Here is a 22,287-nt window from a genome sequence, read left to right as displayed (position 1 = left end):
CTGCTCGATCGATGCCGACCGCGACCACGCAACTACCCACGGGTAACATGACAGGCGTACTTTTTCCATCCGGCTTTCTCGAAATGAGGCAGTAGATGACAGAGCGGATTCAGGTCGGCGGGCTCCAGGTGGCCAAGGTTCTTCACGATTTCGTGGAGAACGAGGCGCTCCCCGGCTCCGGCGTAGATTCCGCCGCGTTCTGGACCGGTGCGGAGAGTGTCATCAACGATCTCGCTCCCCGCAACCGCGCCCTGCTGGCCGAACGCGACGAGATCCAGGGCAAGTTGGACGCCTGGCACGCCGAGAACCCCGGCGCCGGCTACGACAAGGCCGCATACAAGCAGTTCCTCACCGAGATCGGTTACCTGCGCGAGCAGCCCGCGCCCTTCGCCATCGACACCCAGAACGTCGACGACGAGATCGCCTCCACCGCCGGCCCGCAGCTGGTGGTGCCCGTGAGCAACGCGCGTTTCGCCATCAACGCCGCCAACGCGCGCTGGGGCTCGCTCTACGACGCGCTCTACGGCACCGACGCCATCTCCGAAGCCAACGGCGCGGAGAAGGGCACCGGCTACAACAAGGTCCGTGGCGACAAGGTCATCGAGTGGGCGCGCAACTTCCTCGACGACGCCGTGCCGCTGATCACCGGTTCGCACGTCGGCTCCAAGGCCTACAAGATCGTCGACGGTGAACTCGAGGTCACCCTCGAGGACGGCACCGACATCGGCCTGGCCGATTCCTCGGCCCTCGTGGGCTACCTGGGCGATCCGTCCGCACCGAGCTCGATCCTGCTGCGCCACAACGGTTTGCACATCGACATCCAGATCGACCCGGAATCGCCGATCGGCAAGACCGACGACGCCGGCGTCAAGGACGTCGTGCTGGAGTCCGCGGTCACCACCATCATGGACTTCGAGGACTCGGTCGCTGCGGTCGACGCCGAGGACAAGGTGCTCTGCTACCACAACTGGCTGGGCCTGATGAAGGGTGATCTGGCCGAAGAGGTCAGCAAGGGCGGTAAGACCTTCACCCGCACCATGAACCCGGACCGCGTCTACACCGGCCTCGACGGCAACGACGTGACGCTGCACGGCCGCTCGCTGCTGTTCGTGCGCAACGTGGGCCACCTGATGACCTCCGACGCGATCCTCGACGCCGAGGGCAACGAGGTTCCCGAGGGCATCCTCGACGGCCTGATCACCTCGCTGATCGCGGTGCATTCGCTCAACGGCAACGCCAAGGTCAGCAACTCGCGCACCGGCTCGGTCTACATCGTGAAGCCGAAGATGCACGGCCCCGACGAGGTCGCCTTCGCGAACGAGCTGTTCAGCCGGGTCGAGGATGTGCTGGGCCTGGCCCGCAACACGCTCAAGGTCGGCATCATGGACGAGGAGCGCCGCACCACGGTCAACCTGGCGGCCTGCATCGCGGCCGCGAAGGACCGCGTGGTCTTCATCAACACCGGCTTCCTCGACCGCACCGGCGACGAGATCCACACCTCCATGGAGGCCGGCGCGATGATCCGCAAGGCCGAGATGAAGAAGCAGCAGTGGATCCTCGCCTACGAGGACTGGAACGTCGACAACGGCCTGGCCGACGGACTGCCGCACAAGGCGCAGATCGGCAAGGGCATGTGGGCCATGCCGGATCTGATGCACGACATGCTCGAGCAGAAGATCGGCCACCCGCGCGCCGGCGCCACCACCGCCTGGGTTCCCTCCCCGACCGCCGCCACCCTGCACGCCACCCACTACCACCTGGTGGACGTGTTCAAGCGCCAGGCCGAGATCGCCAAGGGCGGGGCCCGCGCTACCGTCGACCAGATCCTCGAGATCCCCCTCGCCACCGACACCAACTGGTCGGCCGAGGAGATCCGCAACGAGCTGGACAACAACTCGCAGTCCATCCTCGGCTACGTGGTCCGCTGGATCGACCACGGCGTCGGCTGCTCCAAGGTGCCCGACATCAACGATGTCGCACTCATGGAAGACCGTGCGACCCTGCGTATTTCGAGCCAGCTGATGGCGAACTGGCTGCGCCACGGCATCGTCACCGAAGAGCAGATCGTCGAGAGCCTGGAGCGGATGGCTCCCGTCGTCGACCGGCAGAACGCCGGCGACCCGGCCTACAAGCCGATGGCCCCCGACTTCTCCGGCAGCATCGCCTTCCAGGCCGCCAAGGAACTGATCCTCGAGGGCACCTGCCAGCCCAACGGCTACACCGAGCCCATCCTGCACCGCCGCCGCCGCGAGGCGAAGGCACTCGCCGCGAAGGGCTGATCCGAGACTCGTCGTGACTCTGTCGCGGCGAACTCGCCCGGCATCGCAACCCCGGTCGTCGTCGGCGACCGGGGTTGCGCCGTCTCCGGGATTGCGCGGGAATGCGCGGCGGCGTCGAACCGTTGTCGGCACATATGCGAATTCTGATCGTGTACGCGCATCCCGAACCCGATTCGCTCACCGGAGCTCTCAAAGATGTTGCGGTGCACCACCTTCGCGATGCCGGGCATGAGGTCGTGGTCAGCGATCTGTATGCGATGGGGTGGAAGGCGCAGGCCGATGCCACCGATTTCGGCGAATCCGGTGCGGGCACCTTCATGCAGGCCTCCGGCGAGGCGTACAGCAACGGCACGCTGGCCGCCGATATCAGGGCCGAACAGGACAAACTGCGCTGGGCAGAGGTGGTGCTGATGCACTTCCCGCTGTGGTGGTACTCGATGCCGGCCATCCTCAAGGGCTGGGTGGACCGGGTGTTCACCAACGGCTTCGCCTACGGGTCCGGCAGCACCGCGCTGCCCCGATACGGCGCGGGCGCGCTGAGCGGGAGGCGAGCCATGCTGGTGGTATCCATCGGCGGACGGGAACCGGCCTACTCCGAACGCGGCATCAACGGCCACATCGATGACCTGCTCTTTCCGATCCACCACGGCATCCTCTACTACCCCGGCATGGATGTGCTGCCGCCGTTCCTCGTCCACGGCACCATCCGGGTCGACTCCGGCCGCTTCGCAGATATCGCCGCCGACCTGCGAGAACGACTGAGTCGGATCGAGAAGATCGAACCGATTCCCTACCGCACCCAGGCCGGCGGCGATTACGACCGCAGCCTGCGACTCCGGGACGGCTTGGGCCGCGACACGAGCGGATTCGGGCTGCACCGCGCAGGCCGAGATATGCACCCGGCCGGAGACCGAACCCACTGATCCGGCACCCTGCGGCGGTCACGAAGTGGCCGAACGCACACACACGACCCCGCGAGATCAGGGAATAGTTCGAACACCGCCCGCGCTGTAATCTCCGCGCCGGGGGGTTCGCGTTGCCCGCCGGATCGCCTGCGGCGGCGAAAAAAATGACCCGACAACGGCGGTAACGCTGTGTCACCATGACAACGATGATCAACCGGTCCCGCCGGCACAGCGGGACCACTCGACGAGTAACGGGAAGGAGGAGGTGGCGGATGTATTCGAAGAGTATGCGCGACGAGATGAACAGTTTTGCCGGACAGCGACTTTCGACCGGCGTCGAGCGGTCGCAGCACATGCTGCGGCACGCCGACCGGGAATCCGGCCCCCTCTTCCAGCAAGCCTGACCGGCTCCCGCCTTCCTTCTCGTTCCGCCTTTCACGAAACATGGTGACTCCCATGCTGTCTCGTCACGCCGAAAGACCCCTTACTCCCGACAACTGGATACACGCCCAGGTGCTGGTCCTCAACGCCTCCTACGAGGCGCTGACCGACATCGGCGCCGACCGCGCGGTGGTGCTGGTGATCAGCGGCACCGCCGAGACCGTGGCCGAGCGGCAACCGCATTTCCCGATTCGTTCCAAGCATTTGGAAATCGCTCTGCCGCAGACGATTCGGCTGCTGCGCTACGTCTACCTCGAGCACAGCGTGCTCGTGCACGACGAGAGCCGGGCCACCCTCGCGGGCGTACTGCGGCGCGACGAGCACCGGTGCGGATACTGCGCCGGCTGGGCGCGCACCGTCGACCATATCCGCCCGCGCAGCCGGGGCGGACCCAACACCTGGAACAACCTGATCGCGGCGTGCGGACCGTGCAACACCCGCAAGGCGGACCGCACCCCGGACGAGGCCGGGATGCGGTTGCTCTGGGAACCCAAGGCGCCCACCGACATGCAGCGACGGCAGCGACGGATCTGGAAGGACCTCGTCGCCTCCGGCGCACAGTGAACAGCCTCCGGCACACAGCGAATACCCCCATATCCCGAGAAAGGAGGGATCCGATATGACAACTACGACTCCGGCACTCACCCTGGTGGATCTGCTCCCGGTCTCGGATACACAGACCTGGGACCAGGCGGCCTGCAAGGGTGACCCGAACCACGATGCGTGGTTCCCGTACCCGTCGCAGGACTTCGACTACGCGCGCGGAATCTGCGCCGGCTGCCCCATTCGCCGGCAGTGCGCGGAATTCGCGGCCACCACCGGCCAGTCCGGTGTGTGGGGCGGTCACGAATTCGACCGCGGCAAGCTGCTCCGCGACTGACAACGAGACGTGCGAGTGGTCCACGCCACTCGCACGATCCGCGAGCCGGCGCACGACCGATCCTGGTCGAGCGCCGGTTTTCGCGTGACCATACACTGGAAAATCGTGGGCACACATCGCAGCGCGGACGGATCACGGGGCGTCAGCAAAGGTTTGGTTATCACCGTGGTGGCGGTCCTGCTGCTGATCGCGGCGGTAGCCGGTTGGTTCTGGCTCAGCAATCGCTCGGCATCGGAGAACCGCAGCGCCGCCGGTCAGTGCATCGAGGGTCCGGTCACTCTCGCCGTCACCGTCGATCCCGATATCGCCGCTCCCGTGCGCGCCGCCGCCGACCGCTACAACGCCACGCACCCCCAGGTGCGCGACCACTGCGCGAAGGTGTCCGTCACCGAACGCACCAGCGCCGCGATGGTGACCGGGCTCACCGCACCGAACTGGGACGCCAAGCTCGGCCCGCAACCCGGTCTCTGGATTCCGAGTTCGTCGCGCGCGGTCGAGCAGATGCGGGTGCCGGGACTGGTCCAGGGCACCCCGGCGTCGATCGCTGTCAGCCCGATCGCGGTGGCCGCCCCCGCCCCGCTGGCTCAGGCGATGGAGAAGGCCGACCTCAGCTGGTCGGATCTGGCGCGACTGCAGCGCGGGTCGCTCGGCGATATCGGCCTCGGCAGCTGGGGTCCGCTGCGGATGGCGATGCCTCCGGGTGACGATTCGCTGGCCGCCGCGGTGGCGGTCGGCTCGGCCGTCTCCGGCTCCGATCCGCTGACCGATGAGGCCGCCGCGTCCGGTCAGGTCGTCGCCGCCATCTCCGGATTGGCCGCCGCCGCACCGGAATCCGGCGACACCGCCTCCGCGCTGGCCGCGGTCGCCGATCCCGCACAAGGCCCCAACTCCTCCATCCACGCCGTAGCAGTTACCGAGCAGCAAGCCAAGACGCGGCCGAATGTCGCTCTGTTCCATCCGACCGGTGCGGCGCCGGTCGCCGATCACCCCGCGGCGATGCTCACCGGAAGCTGGGTGGACAAGACCCAGAACCTAGTCGCCGGCGTATTCGCCGACTTCCTGCGTGCTCCCGACCAACAGAAGCTGTTCACCGACAATGGTTTCGGAGCCGCGGCCGCCACACCCGTCGCGGTGCCGGCGAAATCGGTTCTCGATCGCGTGCAGTCGGTCCTCGCGCACCCGGTGCTGGGCGTACAAGCCACGATTCTCATCGACACCTCGGCGTCGATGGCCGCCAACGACGGGTCGATGTCGCGATTGAACAACGCTCTCGCCGCGGTGCAGTCGACCCTCGACACCATGCCGCCGGATTTCGGCGCCGGCGCCTGGATCTACGCCAACCAATTGACCGACGGCAACCCCTATCGGATGGTCGCGCCCACCCAGGCCCTCACCCCGCAGCATCGCAGCGAATTGTCCACGGCCCTGGGCAATGTCACGCTCGCCGGTTCCAGTACCGACCGCACCTACCCCTCGCTCGAGGCCGCCTATCGCAGCGCGGTGAAGAACTACTCCTCGGGTAAGACCAACTCGGTTCTGCTCATCACCGGCGGCCCCAACGACAATTCCCCGATGACCGGGGACCAGCTGATCTCCGATATCACCGGCGCCACCGACGCCGCGCATCCGGTGCGGGTGGACGTGATCGTCATCGGCGGCCAGGGCGGGCAGACCCTGCAGAACCTGGCCCAGAAGACCGGCGGCACCTACACCAAGGTCACCACCTCCGACGACATGACCTTCGGCACCGCCGTCAACCACGCGCTGACCACGCCGTAACGCTCCAGCGCGTTGAGTGCTTGCCATTCGCTAGCACTAGAGAGCAACCACCCCTAGTGCTAGTAGGATGCAAGCAGTTGACGAAGGAGGTGCGGTGTCCGAGGAACAGCTGCCGGCGGAACAGCGGTCGGGCTGCCCGATCAACGCTGCCATCGAGGTGGTCGGTGATCGGTGGACGATGCTGGTCCTGCGCGACATCATGTTCGGCGACCGCCGCCATTTCCGGCAGCTGCAATCACAGTCGGAAGAGGGCATCGCCTCCAACATCCTCGCCGACCGGCTCAAAACCCTCGTCGACGCCGGACTGCTGACCCGCGACGAGGTCCGCCGCGGTCAGCGAGCCACCTACAGCCTCACCGAACCCGCCATCCAGCTGGTTCCGGTACTGGTCGCCCTGGCCTCCTGGGGGTTGCGACATCGTCCGACGACCCACGAACTGCGGGTACGCGCGGAACTGCTCGAGGCGGGCGGCCCGCAGCTGTGGGCGGAATTCATGGACGAACTGCGCGAACGCCATCTCGGCATCGCACGTCCGGACACCGGCCGGCCGACCGCCACCCAACGCCTCGCCGAGGCCTACGCGCAGGCGGTCGCCGCCGGCGAGTGACCGCCCGCGCTCGGCCCCGTATCTCAGTCGGTGTACGCCTCGAGCGGCGGGCACGAGCACACCAGGTTGCGGTCACCGAAGGCTCCGTCGATGCGCCGGACCGCGGGCCACACCTTGGGCCGTCCGGAGTGCACACCCAACGGATAGACAGCGGTTTCCCGGCTGTACGGATAGTTCCAGTCGCCGACGAGGGCGGTGGCGGTGTGCGGGGCGCCGCGCAGCGGGCTCTGCTCCACCGGCCAGGTCCCGGCGGCGACCTCGTCGATCTCGCCCTTGATCGCGATCATCGCGTCGGCGAAAGCGTCGAGCTCGTCGAGGTTTTCGCTCTCGGTGGGCTCGACCATCAGCGTGCCGGCGACGGGGAAGCTCATGGTCGGGGCGTGGAATCCATAGTCGGCCAGGCGTTTGGCCACATCGTCGACGGTCACGCCGGTGCGCTTGGTGATCTCGCGCAGATCCAGAATGCACTCGTGGGCGACCATGCCGTCCTCGCCGGTGTAGAGCACCGGGAAATGCGGATCCAGCCGTCGCGCAAGGTAATTGGCCGAGGCGATCGCGGTCAGGGTGGCCCGGCGCAATCCGTCGGCGCCCATCATCCGGATGTAGGCCCACGTGATCGGCAGGATCGAGGCCGATCCGTACCGCGCCGCGGACACCGCGTGCGAATCCGGCTGCAGCGGATCGCCCGGCAGATACGGCGCCAGATGTTCGCGCACCGCGACCGGACCGACACCGGGACCGCCGCCGCCGTGCGGAATGCAGAAGGTCTTGTGCAGGTTCAGATGCGAGACGTCACCGCCGAAGCGTCCCGGGCGGGCAAGTCCCACAAGAGCATTCAGATTCGCCCCGTCGACATACACCTGTCCGCCCCCATCGTGCACGAGCGCGCACAACTCGGCCACCTCGTGCTCGTACACGCCGTGGGTGGACGGATAGGTGATCATGATGCAGGCCAGCCGGTCGGCGTGATCGGCGATCTTGGCTCGCAGATCGTCCAGATCGACATCGCCGTTGTCCCGGCATTTCACGACTTCCACCCGCAGTCCGGCCATGGCCGCCGAGGCGGCGTTGGTGCCGTGCGCGCTGGAGGGGATCAGGCAGGTGTCGCGGTGGGTGTCGCCGCGGTCGAGGTGATAGCGGCGGATCGCGAGCAATCCCGCGTACTCACCCTGACTGCCGGCATTGGGCTGCAGACTCACTCGGTCGTAACCGGTCACCGCGGCCAGCCAGTGCTCCAGATCCTCGATCACGCGCAGCATCCCGGGCGTGTCCTCCACCGGCGCGTACGGATGCAGCCGCGCGAAACCGGGCCAGGTGATGGGCTCCATCTCGGCGGTGGCGTTGAGCTTCATGGTGCACGAACCGAGCGGAATCATGCTGCGGTCCAAGGCGATATCCTTGTCCGACAGCTGCCGCAGATACCGCAACATCGCGGTTTCGGTGTGATAACGGGTGAACGCCGGATGGGTCAGATAGGCCGAGGTGCGGGTCTCGATCGAGGGCAGCGCGGCCGTCTCCGGCACCGCGTCGGCGCCGAAGCACTCCAGCACGATCGCGACCTGAGCCTCGGTCGTCGCCTCGTCGCAGGCCACCGAGACGTGATCGGCGTCGACCAGGTGCAGATTGATCCCGCGTCCCTTCGCCTTGGCCACCACGGCCTCGGCTCCGCCGGGCACCGAGACCAGCACGGTGTCGAAGAAGCGTTCGTGCACGACCGCGTCGCCGAGCCCGGTGGCGAGCCGCTCGGCATGACCGTGCACCCGCCGGGCGATCGCGCGCAGTCCGTCGTCGCCGTGGTAGGAGGCGTACATCGCGGCCACGATCGCCAGCAGCACTTGCGCGGTGCAGATGTTCGAGGTCGCCTTCTCACGGCGAATGTGCTGTTCGCGGGTCTGCAGCGCGAGCCGGTAGGCGCGGTCGCCGTCGGCGTCCACCGAGACGCCGACCAGGCGGCCGGGCAGTTGCCGCGCGTGCGCTGTGCGCACCGCGAGATATCCGGCGTGCGGACCGCCGAAGCCGAGCGGGACACCGAATCGCTGCGTGGTGCCGAAACAGACATCGGCGCCCAGCTCGCCGGGCGGGGTGATCAGCGTCAGCGCCAGCAGATCGGCGCCGACCGCGACCAGCGCACCCCGATCGTGGGCCGCGGCGATCACCGCGGCCGGGTCCGCGATCCGGCCGGAGGCGCCCGGCGTCTGCAGGACGACGCCGAAGAAATCGCCCTCGGGCAGCTCGCCGGAACTCAGATCCGCCTCGACCAGCGTGATGCCGAGCGGTTCGGCCCGGGTGGTCAGCACGGTGCGGGTCTGCGGGAAGAGGTCGGCATCGACGAGCAGTCGCTGGGAGGTGCTCTTGCGGTTGGCGCGCTGCAGCAGCGTCATCGCCTCGGCGGCGGCGGTCGCCTCGTCCAGCATGGAGGCGCCTGCCACCTCCATCCCGGTCAGATCGGAGACCATGGTCTGAAAGTTCAGCAGCGCCTCGAGCCGGCCCTGGCTGATCTCGGGCTGATACGGCGTGTAGGCGGTGTACCAGGCCGGGTTTTCCAGCAGATTGCGGACCAGCACCGGCGGGGTCAGAGTGTCGTAGTAACCGAGGCCGATCATCGACGTGGCGACGGTGTTCGAATGTGCCAGCGCCGCAAGCTCGGTCAGAGCGTCGTGTTCGGAGACCGCCGGCGGCAGCACGTCCAGCCCGGTCTCGCCGGCGGCATCCAGAATGCTCGCGGGAACGGCACGCGCGGCGAGTTCGTCCATCGACCCGACGCCGACGGTATCGAGGATCCGATCGAGTTCGGTGGTGTCGGGTCCGATGTGGCGGTCGGCGAAACTACGGGTCACGGCAGCTCCAAGGCTCGGGCGGGTCGACCGGCACCCCGGGTGCCACCGTCGACGACTGTCGGCCCTCCCCCTCTGTCGTGGCGCCTGAGAGATTCGGGGTCGCGCGCGATCCCTTTCCCCATGGGCGGGCGGCCCGCATTGTGTGCGGCCGCCGCTTTCCAGAGGCGTCGAACTCCGTACGGTCCCTGATGCCTGAGAGATTGACGGGGAGGTGCTGCTCCTTCGGCGTCCGGGACGAACCCCGGAACTCTCCCGCACGGCGGCGACGCACCCTCAGTCTAAGCGGTGCGCGGTAAACGCCATGTTTCCGACCCAGCTCAGCGCGCAGTCGGCTCCGTCACATTCGGCGGGGGACGATTATCCGGTCTTACGGTTCTCGCGAGCCTTACGGCGGTAGGCCAATTCGTCCTCGGGCCGGTCGCTCGCCTCGTGGGTTTCGGCGCGTTCGGCCGGGAAGTTGGCGATCGCGCCGGTCAGCTCGCGCATGGCTCCGCTGACGGCGATGCCGAACACGCCCTGCCCGCCCTGCAGTAAATCGACGACCTCTTCCGGCGAGGAACATTCGTAGACGGTGGTGCCGTCGGAGAACAGCGTGATCCCGGCCAGATCCTCGACCCCGCGGCTGCGCAGATGATCGACGGCGATGCGGATGTTCTGCAGTGAGATGCCGGCGTCGAGCAGCCGCTTCACGATCTTGAGGACCAGGATGTCCTTGAAGGAGTACAGACGCTGGCTGCCGGAACCGGTGGCGCTGCGGATCGAGGGGACGACGAGCCCGGTGCGGGCCCAGTAGTCGAGCTGCCGGTAGGTGATACCGGCCACCTGGCATGCGCTGGGGACGCGGTAACCGACCAGCTCGTCGGGCACCGTGTCGTCAGGGAACAGCCCTGGCTGCACGACCGCGGTGGGCCGCGGGTCGGGTGCTGGTTGCTGCGGTCGGTCTCCCACTGCTACTCCCTCACTGCATCGCCGAAGAAGAACAACGGCCTAACTGTCGAGGCTACTCTGTCGATTGTCTCGGCAGCACGGGCGTGGAGCCAAACTCCGCGTGCGGCGTGTTTCTCACCCTCTACGTGAGGTATAGAGCACAGTTCGGGATCACCTGACCGCCACGCGCGATAGCCGGTGATCCGGATGAAGGATTCCGGGTTCAGCTGTCGGTGTCTTCCACGACAGCTCAGCTGTCGGTGGCCTTGAAGTCGTCCGGTGACACCGACTCGAGGAACTCCTTGAACTTCTCCACCTCGTCCTCGCGTTCGTCGGGCATCACCAGCCCGGCTTCCTCGAGGACCGGTTCCTCCGCGTAGATCGGGCAACCGACCCGCAAGGCGATAGCTATCGAATCCGACGGACGCGCGGAGATCCGCACGTCGTTGTCGAAGACGAGGTCGGCGTAGAAGGTTCCCTCCTGCAAATCCACGATTCGCACCTCTTTCAAGGTGTGGCCGAGGTCGTGGATCAAGATCTTGATCAGGTCGTGGGTCAGGGGCCGGATCGGGGTCACCCCCTCCTGCTCGAGCACGATGGCGGTCGCCTCGGCCTGACCGATCCAAATGGGCAGATAACGGTCGCCCGACTCTTCACGCAGCAGCAACACGGGCTGGTTCTGGGGCTGCTCGACCCGGATGCCGATCACACGCATTTCACTCATCGCACTGGCCTCCCATACTCGCCGGCCGCCCGCACGAGCCCAGCTGGGCAGGCCGTATCACCGAGTCTAGGCGAAGAATTCAGCCGCCGAGGGAAGCCCGCACCGACGTCTTCACCAAGCTGGTATGCAGCGTCAGCGACAGCGCCGCCAACTCGCGTACCGTCTCCTCCGCGCGGGCCCGGGCATCGGCGTCGCGACTCTTGGCTATCGGCGCGGCGATCTGGGCGATCATCGCCGCCTCCCGGTCCGCTGCCAGCTTGAACGCCCGCAGATGCCGTGCCTCCAAACCGAATTCGCTCATCGCCTGAGCGGTGCGAGCCAAGGTGACAGCCTCGGCGTCGAAGAATCCGGCAGCGCCGGGCGTGATGAGCCCGGCGCGAATCAGTTCGGTGAGAAATTTCTCATCTATCCCGGCCTGCTCCAGCAGATCGGCACGCGTGACGCGCATTTCGTGATCGAGACGCAATTCGTCCGGCGACACCTCACCGGGCACCACGCCCAGCCGCCGGGGCGCCGCGGGAGCACCCACCGTGCGGGTGGACTCGGGCGCACGCCCCGAGCCGTCCACACCGGCGCCGTCGGCCCGGGCCCGCGCTTCGCGCACACCCAGGGTCGCCGCGCCGCGGTCGATCGCTTCGAGTTGCTCCTTGATCACCTTCAACGGCAGATACTGATCCCGCTGCGCGGTCAGCACGAACTTCAGCCGCTCGACATCGGCGACCGAGAATCTGCGATATCCCGAAGGCGTGCGCTCCGGGCGGATCAGCCCCTCCGATTCGAGGAAGCGGATCTTGGAAATGGTGATGTCCGGAAAATCCGGACGCAGCAGGTCCAGCACGGAGCCGATCGACATTCCTCCGCGTGTCCATTGCGCTGCGCCAGTCATCAGTGGAATCCGCCTCGGCCGCTATGCGCTCGGCTCGTTGACCTGCGGCCGCGGCCCGGTCAGGAAGACCAGCCGGAACTTGCCGATCTGCACCTCGTCACCGTTCTGCAGCTCCGAGGAATCCACCGGCTCGCGGTTGACGTAGGTGCCGTTCAGGCTGCCCACGTCGACGACCTGGAAGGTGTCCTCGTCCTGCCGGAACTCCGCGTGCCGACGGGACACGGTGACATCGTCGAGAAAGATGTCGCTGTCGGGGTGACGGCCCGCCGACGTGGTGGGCTGATCCAACAGAAACCGCGACCCCGCGTTGGGACCGCGCTTGACCACCAGCAGGGCGGCACCCGCGGGCAGCCCCTCGACCCCTTGCACCGGCTGTTCGCCGGTCTGCTCACCGGAGCGCGACGCGTCGACCTCGTTGAGGAAGTCAGCGCGGAACACCGAAGTCGTTTCGGCCGCGCTCTCCCCGTATCCCGGGTCTTTGTTCTCGCTCACCCTTGCTCTCCTCCTCGAACCGATTTTCCGTACCGGTATCCGGCGCCAATTCCGAGCGCACTGCCCTCGACCGTCGCCACCCATCGCGACCGGCTGTCGCGCTGTCAGGTGTCACCGGCAAGTTCCGGCAGAGTTCCCGGCACCGGCCGCCGGCACATCTGTTGGCATTGACCGTACCCTGCTGGGCCGCACCCGTGCAGGTAGAACTGGGAAGGCTGACTCAGCCCTCGATAACTCCTTGGTAACCTGCGGCATCGAGCAATGCGCCGAGGGCGGTATCGAGCGCCTCGGCGTCGTCGATCTGCAGCTCGAACATCCAGCCGTCACCGTAGGGGTCGGCGTTCAACGACTCCGGCTCGGAGTCGAGATCCTCGTTCGCCGCAACGACTTTCGCATTTATCGGGGCATAGATCTCCGAGACGCTCTTGGTCGATTCGACCTCGGCGATCGCCTCGCCGGCAGACACCACGGTGTCGACCGCCGGCAGCTGCACGAACACCACATCACCGAGCTGCGACTGCGCGTAGTCGGTGATACCGACCCGGACACGGTTCGGCGCGATCCGCTGCACCCATTCGTGTTCCTCGGTGTAGCGAAGGTCCTCGGGAAGGTTGGTCACAGGCTGATTCCTCTCACGGGGCGTCCTTTCACGGGCGTCGGCCGACCGGCGTTCGGCACAACTCTATCGACCCGGACCGACACGGCGGATCGCCACACCCGCTACGAAGTTGCTCGCGGCGCAACAGGTATGGTTCGAGCGACCGCGAAGGCCTTGCGCAGATACAGCAGACCCGTCCACACGTAGACCGCGATTCCCCACCACAGCAGCGCCCAGCCGAACGCCCGGCCGAAACCGGCCGCCGCCCAATCCATCTGGCCGGCCAGCAACCACGGCAGCGCCGACATCAGCGCGAAAGTGGCCGCCTTGCCGAGATAGATGACCTCCGGCGGATCGAGATTGCGGCGGCGATAGATCGGCAGCGTCGCGCTCAAAATCAGGTCACGCCCGATCAGCACGACCACGAACGGCCACGGCAGAATTCCGCGCACCAGCAGACCGAGCACGGTGGCGATGAGATACAACCGGTCCACCAACGGGTCCAGCAGCGCGCCCAGCCGCGAGTACTGGTCGAGCAGCCGAGCCAGTTTGCCGTCGAGGTAGTCGGTGACGCCGCTGGCGACCAGGAGCGCGAACGCCCAGCCGTCGGCATGCAGGACCAGCAACAGCCACAGGAAGACCGGCACGCCGATCAGCCGCAACACACTCAGCACGTTCGGCACGGTGAGAATGCGGTCGGTCTCCGTGCCGGCCGCGACATCCGCGGGTTCACGCGCGGGCTGCGAACGCTCGGAGGCCTGATGGTCGGGGCCGGACCCGCCGGCCGGTCGGTTGCTCACGCCTGTTGCTTACCCGAACCGATCGCGCCGCGCCATTCGGGCACGCCGCGACGGGTGCGGCGGCACGATAGGTTTATCAGTCGCATCCGGCCGGGTGGCACACTAGCGAGTGACACAATGAGTCGTAAATCGTTTCATTGTGAATGCGGTGACGAGAGGAAGACATGCCCGACTTCGACTACGACGTGGTAGTGATCGGCTCCGGTTTCGGTGGCAGCGTCAGTGCGCTACGCCTCACCGAGAAGGGTTATCGGGTGGCCGTGCTGGAATCCGGCCGGCGCTGGCCCGCGGAGTCCATCCCGAAGTCGAATTGGAATGTGCGCAAGTCGATCTGGGCGCCGCGCCTGGGTCTGACCGGCCCGCAGCGGATCAGCCTGCTCGGCAAGTGCGCGGTGTTCTCCGCCGCGGGCGTCGGCGGCGGCTCGCTGATCTACGGCAACACCCTCTACGAACCGCTGCCGAACTTCTACACCGACAAGCAGTGGGCTCATATCGCCGACTGGCGCAGCGAACTGGCGCCCTATTACGACCAGTCTAAGCGGATGCTGGGCGTGGCGCCCAATCCGCGCGTGACGCCCGCCGACGAGGTGATCCGTTCCATCGCAGACGATCTCGGCGTGGGTGATACCTATCACCCCACCAATGTCGGCGTGTTCTTCAACGAGGAACAGCCCGGCGTCGAGGTCGACGACCCGTACTTCGGTGGCGCCGGCCCGCGCCGCAGCGGCTGCATCCACTGCGCGCGCTGCTTCACCGGCTGCCCGCACAACGCCAAGAACACCACCCCCACCAACTACCTGTACCTCGCCGAACAGGCCGGTGCCAAGGTCTTCGAACTGACCACGGTGACCCGTGTCCGGCCGATGGTGGGCGGCGGCTACGCGATCGAGACGCAGCGTGCGGACCGCTGGGTTCGCAAGGGCCGCAAGACCTTCACCGCCGAGCAGGTCGTCTTCGCCGCCGCGGCGCTGGGCACCCAGAAGCTGTTGCACAAGATGCGCGACGACAAGGTGCTGCCCAACCTCTCGCCCCGGCTGGGTGAGCTCACCCGCAGCAATTCCGAGGCCATCCTCAATGTGGTCAGCCGGCAGCGGCGCGACTTCGCCGAAGGCATCGCCATCACCTCCTCGATCCACCCCGAGCCCGACACCCACATCGAGGTCTGCCACTACGGCAAGGGACAGAACGCGCTGTTCCCGATGTCGGTGCCGATCGTCGACGGCGGCGCGTTCCGATTCCTGCGCTTCCTGCTGGCCATCGTGCTGCACCCGCTGGTGTTCGCGCGCAGCCTCAACGCCCGCCATGCCTCGGAGAAGTCGGTGATCCTGCTGGTGATGCAGTCACTGGACAATTCGCTGACCTCGTTCCGCCGCTGGGGGCAGCTGAAGACCCGACAGGGCACCGGCCAACCGAATCCGACCTGGATTCCGCTCGCGCACGAGGTCGGCCGCCGATTCGGGGAGAAGGTCGACGGCGACGTGCACGGTCTCGTCATGGATGTGTTCGACATCCCCGCCACCGCGCACTACATCGGCGGCTGCGTGATCGGCGAAGGGCCCGAGAGCGGGGTGGTGGACCCGTACCAGCGCGTCTTCGGCCACCCCGGACTGCATATCGCCGACGGATCCGCGGTCACCGCGAATCTCGGGGTGAACCCGTCGCTGACGATCACCGCGCAGGCCGAACGCGCGATGGCGTTCTGGCCCAACAACGGTGAAGCCGATCCGCGGCCGGAACTCGGCGCGGCCTACCGCCGCATCGACCCGGTCGCCCCGTACTACGCCACCGTGCCGGACACCGCGCCCGGCGCGTTGCGACTGCCCATCGCGCCGATCGATCCCGCGCCCGCCGAACACTGACCGCCGACGCCGGCGCGTCGAAGTCTCCCCCGGACCCGTAGTGCCCCTTATGCTTTCCGGTATCGAGTGTCGACGGAAGGGCGGTCGCCAATGCTCGTGCGAGTGCAGAACGCGGCCGGAACCCTGGCCGAGCGGACCCTCATCGACTGGTTGCGCACCTGGAAGGGTCCGGACGACCCGCAGGGCGTGGCAACGGTCAACTGCAGCCTGTTCTACGCCGACCGGTTGCATCAGTTCGATGCGGTGATCTGGACGCCGACCACCTGCGTGGTGATCGAGGCCGAGGCCTTGGTCGAGCGGGTGAGCGGCGACCTCGAGGTCCCGTTGAACGGCCCGTGGCGGGTCGGAGGGCACGTGGTGAGTTTCGAGGGCGGCGACCGCGGCACACCGCTGGACCGCTCCCGCGAGCACACTCACGCGCTGCAGAACTGGCTGGCCGAACGCGGACTGGGCCAGCGCGTGGTGCAGGGCGTGGTCGTGGTGGTGCCGCCGCACGGCGCGAATCCGACGATCCGTCAGCTGTGGAACGATCCCGGCTTCCAGGTGGTGCTCGGCGACGACCCGAGGCGGCTGGCCGACTGCCTGACCGCGCTCACCTCGCAGGGCCGGGCGCAGTGGACGGTGAACGAGGTCGCGCTCACCTTCCGCGGATTGGGCATCCTGCCGTATCTGCCCGCCCCGCAGGATCTCGTCGCTGAAGGTTTCGGCGGACCGGTGGACACCACGCTGTGGTACGGCGGCCCGCAGCAGGCGCAGGCGGAAGCGTTCCTGGAGGAACAGGCCCACGCCGATCAGTCCTACGGGCGCCCGGTCGCGATCACCATGCCCTGGTACAGCCCGTGGAACCTGTATCCGAAGGAGGCCGACCGGATCGATCCCGGCCGGGCGGCGCTGCGCATCCTGCTCGCGATCGGCATGCTCATCGGTGCTGCCTGGGTGGTCTGGTTCGTGATCTCACTGGTCCTGAACTTCGGGCCCGGCTGAGCCGGACCGGATGCGCCCGCCGGCTCAGGCCGCGGGCGAGCCCGCCGCGCGATCGGTGTCCCCGACGACATCGTCGCCACCCGATTTCGCCTGTTCGGCGGCGCCGGTCTCGTCGGCGACCTGTCCGCGAAACCGCCGGTTCTCGTACCGCAGGCGCAACGTCGTCGTCACCGTCCAGCACGCGGTCACCGCCGCGATCGCGAACGCGGTGCCGCCGATTACATCGGTCGGATAGTGATAGCCGCGACCGACCATGCCCACCGCCACGGCCGCCAGCGCGAGCGCGGCGACCACGCCGATGACGATGCGCCAACGCACGGTGGCGGCGACCAGCAGCACACCCGTCGCGATCGCGACGAATTGGACGGTGTGCCCGCTCGGATAGGCGAGATAGTGCTGTAAATGCCTGTCCCACAGTGGTTTCAGTGCCCAGGTGTTGATCGCGACCACCAGCTCGGGGACGACCACCAGAAATCCGGCACCCCACCAGTCGCGCCGCCGGACACAGCAGAGCACGCCGATCAGCAACAGCGGCAACACGATATAGGCGTCGCTCGGCACCACCAGCGCGTCGTAGATACCCCGATGCGCGTCCAGGCTCTCGTGCACCCGATCATCGATCGCGCTGTCGAACGTGGTCGGTCCCCCGCCGGCGGGAAAGCTCAGGGGGACCGTCACGGTGATCAGCAGGCCGATCAGGGTGACGGCGGCGGCGACGAGACGGGCTCGATATCGAGCGACCGGCGGTGGAGCGGACACCTCTCGACCATAGCCGCGGCCGGCTACGGCCCCACTCTCACCGGCCGCCGATATCGAGCCCGGGTTCACGCTCCCTGGTGCACGCTCGCGTCGTCGAGCATCGCCGCGCGCAGCATGGCCTCGGGCACGCCGAGTGCCTCGACCAGGGTGGCCGACTCCGGCCGCAACCGGTCCACGAGTTCGTTGACACCGCGGCGCACCGACTTGGCCCGGTCCACCGACATGAAGCGGTGCATGATGTACCAGGCCTGATTCTGTTCGATGGTGGAGTACACGAACAGATCGCAGACCGTGTCGGCCAGCGCTCGCGCGTCCGGATCCTCGATATCGGCGATGCCCTCGATGAACGCTTCCAGCACCAGCCGGTCGATATGCGCCTCACCGGCGGCGAGGATGTGGTCCTGCGCGTTGTTGAACGCCTCGAACGGGCCGGTCTCCTGGGCCCGCGCGCGCAGCCGGTGCGCGGCGGTGCGGGTCAGATAGTCTTCGCGGTCGGCGAACAGCTGCAGCTGCACCGAACGCCGGGACAGATCACCCTCGTCGACGCCGTCGTCGGAGCGGTCGCGCAGACGCTGGATGAGCTGGCGCACACCCGAGGTCTCGCGCACCACGTCACGGGCCATGGTGGCCGCGAACTTCACCCAGCCGAGCGCGTCGAGATCACGCACCTCGTCGGAGTAGGCGGTGAGCAGTTCCTTCGCCACCAGCTGGGTCAGCACGACGTTGTCACCTTCGAAGGTGGTGAACACGTCGGTGTCGGCCTTCAGGGTGACCAACCGATTCTCGGTGAGATAGCCTGCGCCGCCGCAGCATTCGCGGCATTCCTGGATGGATCGGGTGGCGTGGCGGGTCTGCGCGACCTTCAGGCCGGCCGCCCGCTTCTCCAGCGCGCGCTGCGCCTCCGGGTCCAGATTCTGCCCGGTCTGCACCAGGTGCATGCGCCGCACCAGATCGTTCTGGGCGAACGACAGCGCGAACGCGCGCGCCACATGCGGAAACAGCCGGCGCTGATGGCTGCGATAGTCCAGCAGCAGAGTTTCGCTGCCGTCGTCCGGATCGGAGAACTGGCGGCGCTTGTCGCCGTAGCGCAGCGCGATACTCAACGCCACCCGCGCCCCGGCGGCGGCCGCCCCACCGACACTGACCCGCCCGCGCACCAGCGTGCCCAGGGTGGTGAAGAACCGGCGGCTCGGGTTCTCGATATCGGAGCGGTAGGTCCCGTCGGCGTCGACGTCGGCGTAGCGGTTGAGCAGATTCTCCCGCGGGATCCGGACATGATCGAATTCGATGCGTCCGTTGTCGACACCGGGCAGACCGCCCTTGAGACCGCAATCCGAGGTGGTCACGCCGGGCAGATCGTTGCCCTCCTCGTCGCGGATGGGCACGAGGAAGCAGTGCACGCCCCTGCTTTCGCCGCCGGTGATCAGCTGGGCGAAGACCGCCGCCATCCGGGCGTGTTCGGCGGCGCCGCCGATGTAGTCCTTGCGGGCGGACGCGGTGGGGCTGTGCACCACGAATTCGCCGGTCGCCGGGTCGTAGGTGGCGGTGGTCTCCAGATTCGCCACATCGCTGCCGTGCCCGGATTCGGTCATCGCGAAACAGCCGAGCAGATCCAGCGACAGCAGTCGTTTGACGACGTCGGTGTGGCGGTCGGTGCCGAGATTTTCCACCGCGCCGCCGAACAGGCCCCACTGCACACCGGCTTTCACCCACAGCGACAGATCGGCGTAGGCGAGCATTTCCAGACCGGTGACGGCACCCCCGGGATCGCCGGTCCCCCCGTGTTCCAGGCTGAAACCCTTTTCCGCATAACCGAATTCGGCGATGAGGCGCATCTGTTCCAGCACCCGCGCACGGGCCTGGCGGTAGTCGAGATAGGGATCGCCGAACAACCGGTCGTCGACCAGCTGCCGGCGCGCCTGCTCCCGGACCTCACGCCACGGGCCGTCGAGCGCGGCCCGCAAATGGTCTGCGGTGGACTTCCCGGTCTTCGATGACCCGGTGATCGATGTCCCGGCCTCCGGCTGCGCGGAGTTCGATCTCACGGAATCTGCTGCTTCGGTACCCATAGCCGTATCGGTGCCCATGGTTATCGACTGTAGCGGGAGGGCGGACACGCCGGTGATAACCAGCGAATTGCCCAGCTCGCCACTCCCGCCGGGGAGAGGGAGCTGACCCGCGACCGCGGATCGGCGCCGACTACGGTGTGTCGTGTGACAGATGAGTTGGAGCCCGAACTCGTCCGCACGGGGCCGGAGACCCGGCCGAGTTCGTTGTGGCATCGGGCGATGGGAGCGGTAACCGATCGGCTGGTCGCCCAGCGGCGCGCCACGGTGGACTCGGTGGTCGAGGCACCGGCCCCGCTGAAGCCGATCGATCTCACCGACGACGCCGCGGTAACCGAGGTACTCGACCTGGCCGAACGGGTCGGCGAGGTGGTGCTCGCCTCGGGCACCGCCGTGACCGACACCAGCACGCAGGTCGAATTCATCGCCGCCACATATGGTTTGGCGCAATGCGATATCGACGTGACCTACAACTCGATTCGCATCTCCGCCGACCGGGGTCCGTCGCTGCCACCCGCCAGCACCATGCGCGTGGTGCAGTACCGCTCGCTGGACTTCACTCGCCTGACGGCCGTCGACCGTCTCACCCGGCGGATCCGCCGCGAGGTGGTGCCGCCCCAGGAGGCGCACGCCGCGCTCGACGCGATCACCACCGCGCCGCACCCCTACAACCGGTGGGTCGCCACCTTCGGCTGGTCGCTGCTGGCGGCATCCATCGCGCTGTTGCTGGGCGGTGGCGTGCTGGTCGCGGCCGTGAGTTTCGCCACGACGTTGCTGATCGACCGATGCAACCGCGAGCTGAACAAGCGCGGCCTGCCGTTCTTCTTCCAGAACATGATGGGCGGCATCATCGCCACCCTGCCCGCGATCCTGCTGCAAACCTTCGCCGAGGGTTTGGAAACCAATCCCAGTCTGATCGTCGCGGCCGGAATCACCGTGCTGCTCAGTGGTCTACAACTGGTCGGTGCGGTCGAGGACGCGATCACCGGCGCACCGATCACCGCCGCCGCGCGCATGTTGGAAGTACTGGTCATGACCGGTGCGATCATCGGCGGCGTCGGTCTGGCGCTGCGCGGAGCCCAGGCCTTCGGCGCCCAGGTGCCGCCGATCGACATGTCGCCGTCCTACGACATCACCAATCTGCCGTTGAAGATCACCGCCGGTGCGGTGGCGGCGGCGGCCTTCGCCCTGGCCTGTTATGCCGAGCGCCGGGCCCTCACCGTCGCCGCCATCAGCGGTGCGGGAATCACCGTGTGCTACCTGTTCGTGCAGCACGCCGGTTTCGGACCGGTGATCGCCGCCGCGGTCTCGGCGACCGCGATCGGTCTCGCCGGTGGTCTGCTCGCCCGCCGTGCGGTGACGCCTCCACTGGTCGTCGCCATCGCCGGCATCACTCCGCTGCTTCCCGGTCTCAAGGTCTACCGGGGCCTGTTCGCGCTGATCAACGACGATCTGCTGGTCGGGCTGAATCAGATGTTCGCCGCGCTGGTGGTCGGCTGTGCCCTCGGCGGCGGGATCACGCTCGGTGAGTGGTTCGCCCGGTGGCTGCGCCGGCCGCGGATCCTGCGGCGGGTCACCGGGGTGCGCCCCGACGACTTCACCTGAGACCGACGGGTTCGCGGCCCCGGGCCGGAGGACCGATTTCTCGGTGGATGCCTCAGGCCGCGAATCCGATGGAGCGGGCCAGATCGGCCAGCGTCGCATCGAACAGGGCGTCCGGATTACCCACCGGCATCGGATAGTTGCCGAACACTTCGAGCGTGACGTGTCCGTAGAGCCGCGCCCAGAACTGGATCATCAGATAGGTGACGCCCAGATCCAGCTTCTCGGCCGGGAACTTCTGCCCCGATTCGGCGAGCACGGTGAGCAGTTCGGTCTGGAATCCGACGAGATCTTCGCGCAGCGCGTGCGGAATCACGTCGGTCGGCGGGGTGACGATGTCGTAAGTAGTCAGCAGCCGGCCCGCGGCCTCCAGGAAGATGCGGCCGAACGGCTCGTCGAATTGCCGCATGGCGCTGGCGGAACCACCGGCGGGCGAGGCGAAGACGAGCGTGAACTCGTGGGCGTGAGCCAGGGCCCACTGCCGGAAACCCTTGCAGATGGCGAACAGTTGGACCATGCCGTCCTCGGGCAGCTCGGCCACCTGTTCGGCGAGCTCTTGTGCCAAGTCGGCGCAGATATCGCTGCGCAGCGCACCCACCAGATCATCGCGCGAGGCGTAGTACCGATACAACGCGGGTGCGGTGATACCCAACTCACGCGCGATCGCGCGCAGGGTCACCGCCTCGGGACCCTGCTCCACCAGGAGCGTGCGGGCCACGCGCCGGATATCGGCGTCGCTGACCGCGGGCATCCGGCCCCGTCGTGCGGCTGTCATGCGTCGTCCTTCGTCGCATGCGCACCGGCCTCGACGTCACGGGTACGTCGAGGCCGGTGCGCACACTGTGTCCTGGGCCGCCGGAGA

Annotated in this window: 20 protein-coding genes and 1 riboswitch; of the genes, 10 read left to right on the top strand and 10 right to left on the bottom strand. The window is 67.4% G+C overall.

The features are described from left to right. Positions 1–95 precede the first annotated feature (95 nt). The 7 genes from IRT45_RS07785 to IRT45_RS07760 all read left to right on the top strand — a co-directional run bounded on the left by IRT45_RS07785 (position 96) and on the right by IRT45_RS07760 (position 6,891). A complete protein-coding gene (locus tag IRT45_RS07785) occupies positions 96–2,279 on the top strand; it encodes a malate synthase G (RefSeq protein WP_194805183.1) in 2,184 nt (727 codons plus the stop codon). 134 nt (positions 2,280–2,413) lie between these two features. After that, positions 2,414–3,202, top strand: a complete 789-nt coding sequence (locus IRT45_RS07780; protein ID WP_194805325.1) for an NAD(P)H-dependent oxidoreductase — start codon at positions 2,414–2,416, stop codon at positions 3,200–3,202. Positions 3,203–3,456: 254 nt separating this feature from the next. Beyond that, positions 3,457–3,588: a hypothetical protein gene (locus IRT45_RS37460; RefSeq protein ID WP_255535549.1), complete on the top strand. Its 132-nt coding sequence runs from the start codon at positions 3,457–3,459 to the stop codon at positions 3,586–3,588. Positions 3,589–3,640: 52 nt separating this feature from the next. Then, positions 3,641–4,189 carry an HNH endonuclease gene (locus IRT45_RS07775; RefSeq protein ID WP_194805182.1) on the top strand — a complete coding sequence of 183 codons (549 nt, stop codon included), beginning with the start codon at positions 3,641–3,643 and terminating at the stop codon, positions 4,187–4,189. A gap of 55 nt (positions 4,190–4,244) precedes the next feature. Next, positions 4,245–4,505: a WhiB family transcriptional regulator gene (locus IRT45_RS07770; RefSeq protein ID WP_194805181.1), complete on the top strand. Its 261-nt coding sequence runs from the start codon at positions 4,245–4,247 to the stop codon at positions 4,503–4,505. Between the two features lie 105 nt (positions 4,506–4,610). Continuing rightward, positions 4,611–6,284, top strand: coding sequence for a VWA domain-containing protein (locus IRT45_RS07765; RefSeq protein ID WP_194805180.1), 1,674 nt, complete (start codon positions 4,611–4,613; stop codon positions 6,282–6,284). Positions 6,285–6,378: 94 nt separating this feature from the next. Next, the gene (locus IRT45_RS07760) at positions 6,379–6,891 is read left to right on the top strand and encodes a helix-turn-helix domain-containing protein (RefSeq protein ID WP_309240836.1); all 513 of its coding nucleotides are present in this window, start codon (positions 6,379–6,381) and stop codon (positions 6,889–6,891) included. Between the two features lie 23 nt (positions 6,892–6,914). Here the strand turns inward: IRT45_RS07760 and gcvP are convergent, their stop codons facing one another. From gcvP to IRT45_RS07725, 7 genes are all read right to left on the bottom strand, one after another. Further along, positions 6,915–9,728 (bottom strand): aminomethyl-transferring glycine dehydrogenase, encoded by a 2,814-nt coding sequence (gcvP, locus tag IRT45_RS07755; RefSeq protein ID WP_194805179.1) that lies wholly within the window; start codon positions 9,726–9,728, stop codon positions 6,915–6,917. Positions 9,729–9,897: 169 nt separating this feature from the next. After that, a riboswitch (glycine riboswitch) is annotated at positions 9,898–9,993 on the bottom strand. Between the two features lie 92 nt (positions 9,994–10,085). Next, positions 10,086–10,676 carry a MerR family transcriptional regulator gene (locus IRT45_RS07750; protein WP_051024556.1) on the bottom strand — a complete coding sequence of 197 codons (591 nt, stop codon included), beginning with the start codon at positions 10,674–10,676 and terminating at the stop codon, positions 10,086–10,088. Positions 10,677–10,905: 229 nt separating this feature from the next. Next, positions 10,906–11,379 (bottom strand): bifunctional nuclease family protein, encoded by a 474-nt coding sequence (locus IRT45_RS07745; protein WP_030517724.1) that lies wholly within the window; start codon positions 11,377–11,379, stop codon positions 10,906–10,908. 79 nt (positions 11,380–11,458) lie between these two features. Continuing rightward, positions 11,459–12,232, bottom strand: coding sequence for a MerR family transcriptional regulator (locus tag IRT45_RS07740; protein ID WP_104363541.1), 774 nt, complete (start codon positions 12,230–12,232; stop codon positions 11,459–11,461). 54 nt (positions 12,233–12,286) lie between these two features. Continuing rightward, the gene (locus IRT45_RS07735; protein WP_036500944.1) at positions 12,287–12,757 is read right to left on the bottom strand and encodes an FHA domain-containing protein; all 471 of its coding nucleotides are present in this window, start codon (positions 12,755–12,757) and stop codon (positions 12,287–12,289) included. A 220-nt stretch (positions 12,758–12,977) separates the two neighbouring features. Further along, positions 12,978–13,376, bottom strand: a complete 399-nt coding sequence (gene gcvH, locus IRT45_RS07730; protein WP_194805178.1) for a glycine cleavage system protein GcvH — start codon at positions 13,374–13,376, stop codon at positions 12,978–12,980. Positions 13,377–13,477: 101 nt separating this feature from the next. After that, on the bottom strand, positions 13,478–14,047 hold the full coding sequence (locus tag IRT45_RS07725) for a CDP-alcohol phosphatidyltransferase family protein (protein ID WP_309240850.1): 570 nt from the start codon (positions 14,045–14,047) through the stop codon (positions 13,478–13,480). A 272-nt stretch (positions 14,048–14,319) separates the two neighbouring features. Here IRT45_RS07725 and IRT45_RS07720 point away from each other — a divergent pair, with 272 nt between their 5' ends. Both IRT45_RS07720 and IRT45_RS07715 read left to right on the top strand, forming a co-directional pair. Further along, positions 14,320–16,014 (top strand): GMC oxidoreductase, encoded by a 1,695-nt coding sequence (locus tag IRT45_RS07720; protein WP_194805176.1) that lies wholly within the window; start codon positions 14,320–14,322, stop codon positions 16,012–16,014. A gap of 90 nt (positions 16,015–16,104) precedes the next feature. Beyond that, positions 16,105–16,998: a nuclease-related domain-containing protein gene (locus IRT45_RS07715; RefSeq protein ID WP_194805175.1), complete on the top strand. Its 894-nt coding sequence runs from the start codon at positions 16,105–16,107 to the stop codon at positions 16,996–16,998. 24 nt (positions 16,999–17,022) lie between these two features. Here IRT45_RS07715 and IRT45_RS07710 read toward each other — a convergent pair whose 3' ends face one another. After that, a complete protein-coding gene (locus IRT45_RS07710; RefSeq protein WP_194805174.1) occupies positions 17,023–17,757 on the bottom strand; it encodes a phosphatase PAP2 family protein in 735 nt (244 codons plus the stop codon). A 65-nt stretch (positions 17,758–17,822) separates the two neighbouring features. Then, on the bottom strand, positions 17,823–19,844 hold the full coding sequence (locus IRT45_RS07705) for an acyl-CoA dehydrogenase (RefSeq protein ID WP_375540068.1): 2,022 nt from the start codon (positions 19,842–19,844) through the stop codon (positions 17,823–17,825). 201 nt (positions 19,845–20,045) lie between these two features. Here IRT45_RS07705 and IRT45_RS07700 point away from each other — a divergent pair, with 201 nt between their 5' ends. Next, entirely contained in the window at positions 20,046–21,428 is a 1,383-nt protein-coding gene (locus IRT45_RS07700; protein WP_194805322.1) for a threonine/serine exporter ThrE family protein, read from the top strand. Between the two features lie 52 nt (positions 21,429–21,480). On the opposite strand, the gene IRT45_RS07695 is transcribed toward IRT45_RS07700, so the two are convergent. Continuing rightward, positions 21,481–22,200: a TetR/AcrR family transcriptional regulator gene (locus IRT45_RS07695; RefSeq protein WP_062997415.1), complete on the bottom strand. Its 720-nt coding sequence runs from the start codon at positions 22,198–22,200 to the stop codon at positions 21,481–21,483. Between the last annotated feature and the right edge of the window lie 87 nt (positions 22,201–22,287).

It is taken from the genome of Nocardia sp. BSTN01 (genome assembly GCF_015354405.1).
GTDB lineage: Bacteria > Actinomycetota > Actinomycetes > Mycobacteriales > Mycobacteriaceae > Nocardia.
This window is presented reverse-complemented; position numbering and strand designations above follow the sequence as displayed.

Bases quoted from the DNA above. Each gene is read 5' to 3' on its own strand.
- IRT45_RS07785 (WP_194805183.1), top strand. From the start codon at position 96: ATGACAGAGCGGATTCAGGTCGGCGGGCTCCAGGTGGCCAAGGTTCTT.
- IRT45_RS07780 (WP_194805325.1), top strand. From the start codon at position 2,414: ATGCGAATTCTGATCGTGTACGCGCATCCCGAACCCGATTCGCTCACC.
- IRT45_RS37460 (WP_255535549.1), top strand. From the start codon at position 3,457: ATGTATTCGAAGAGTATGCGCGACGAGATGAACAGTTTTGCCGGACAG.
- IRT45_RS07775 (WP_194805182.1), top strand. From the start codon at position 3,641: ATGCTGTCTCGTCACGCCGAAAGACCCCTTACTCCCGACAACTGGATA.
- IRT45_RS07770 (WP_194805181.1), top strand. From the start codon at position 4,245: ATGACAACTACGACTCCGGCACTCACCCTGGTGGATCTGCTCCCGGTC.
- IRT45_RS07745 (WP_030517724.1), bottom strand. From the start codon at position 11,379: ATGAGTGAAATGCGTGTGATCGGCATCCGGGTCGAGCAGCCCCAGAAC.
- IRT45_RS07740 (WP_104363541.1), bottom strand. From the start codon at position 12,232: ATGTCGATCGGCTCCGTGCTGGACCTGCTGCGTCCGGATTTTCCGGAC.
- IRT45_RS07720 (WP_194805176.1), top strand. From the start codon at position 14,320: ATGCCCGACTTCGACTACGACGTGGTAGTGATCGGCTCCGGTTTCGGT.
- IRT45_RS07715 (WP_194805175.1), top strand. From the start codon at position 16,105: ATGCTCGTGCGAGTGCAGAACGCGGCCGGAACCCTGGCCGAGCGGACC.
- IRT45_RS07705 (WP_375540068.1), bottom strand. From the start codon at position 19,844: ATGGGCACCGATACGGCTATGGGTACCGAAGCAGCAGATTCCGTGAGA.
- IRT45_RS07700 (WP_194805322.1), top strand. From the start codon at position 20,046: ATGGGAGCGGTAACCGATCGGCTGGTCGCCCAGCGGCGCGCCACGGTG.
- IRT45_RS07695 (WP_062997415.1), bottom strand. From the start codon at position 22,200: ATGACAGCCGCACGACGGGGCCGGATGCCCGCGGTCAGCGACGCCGAT.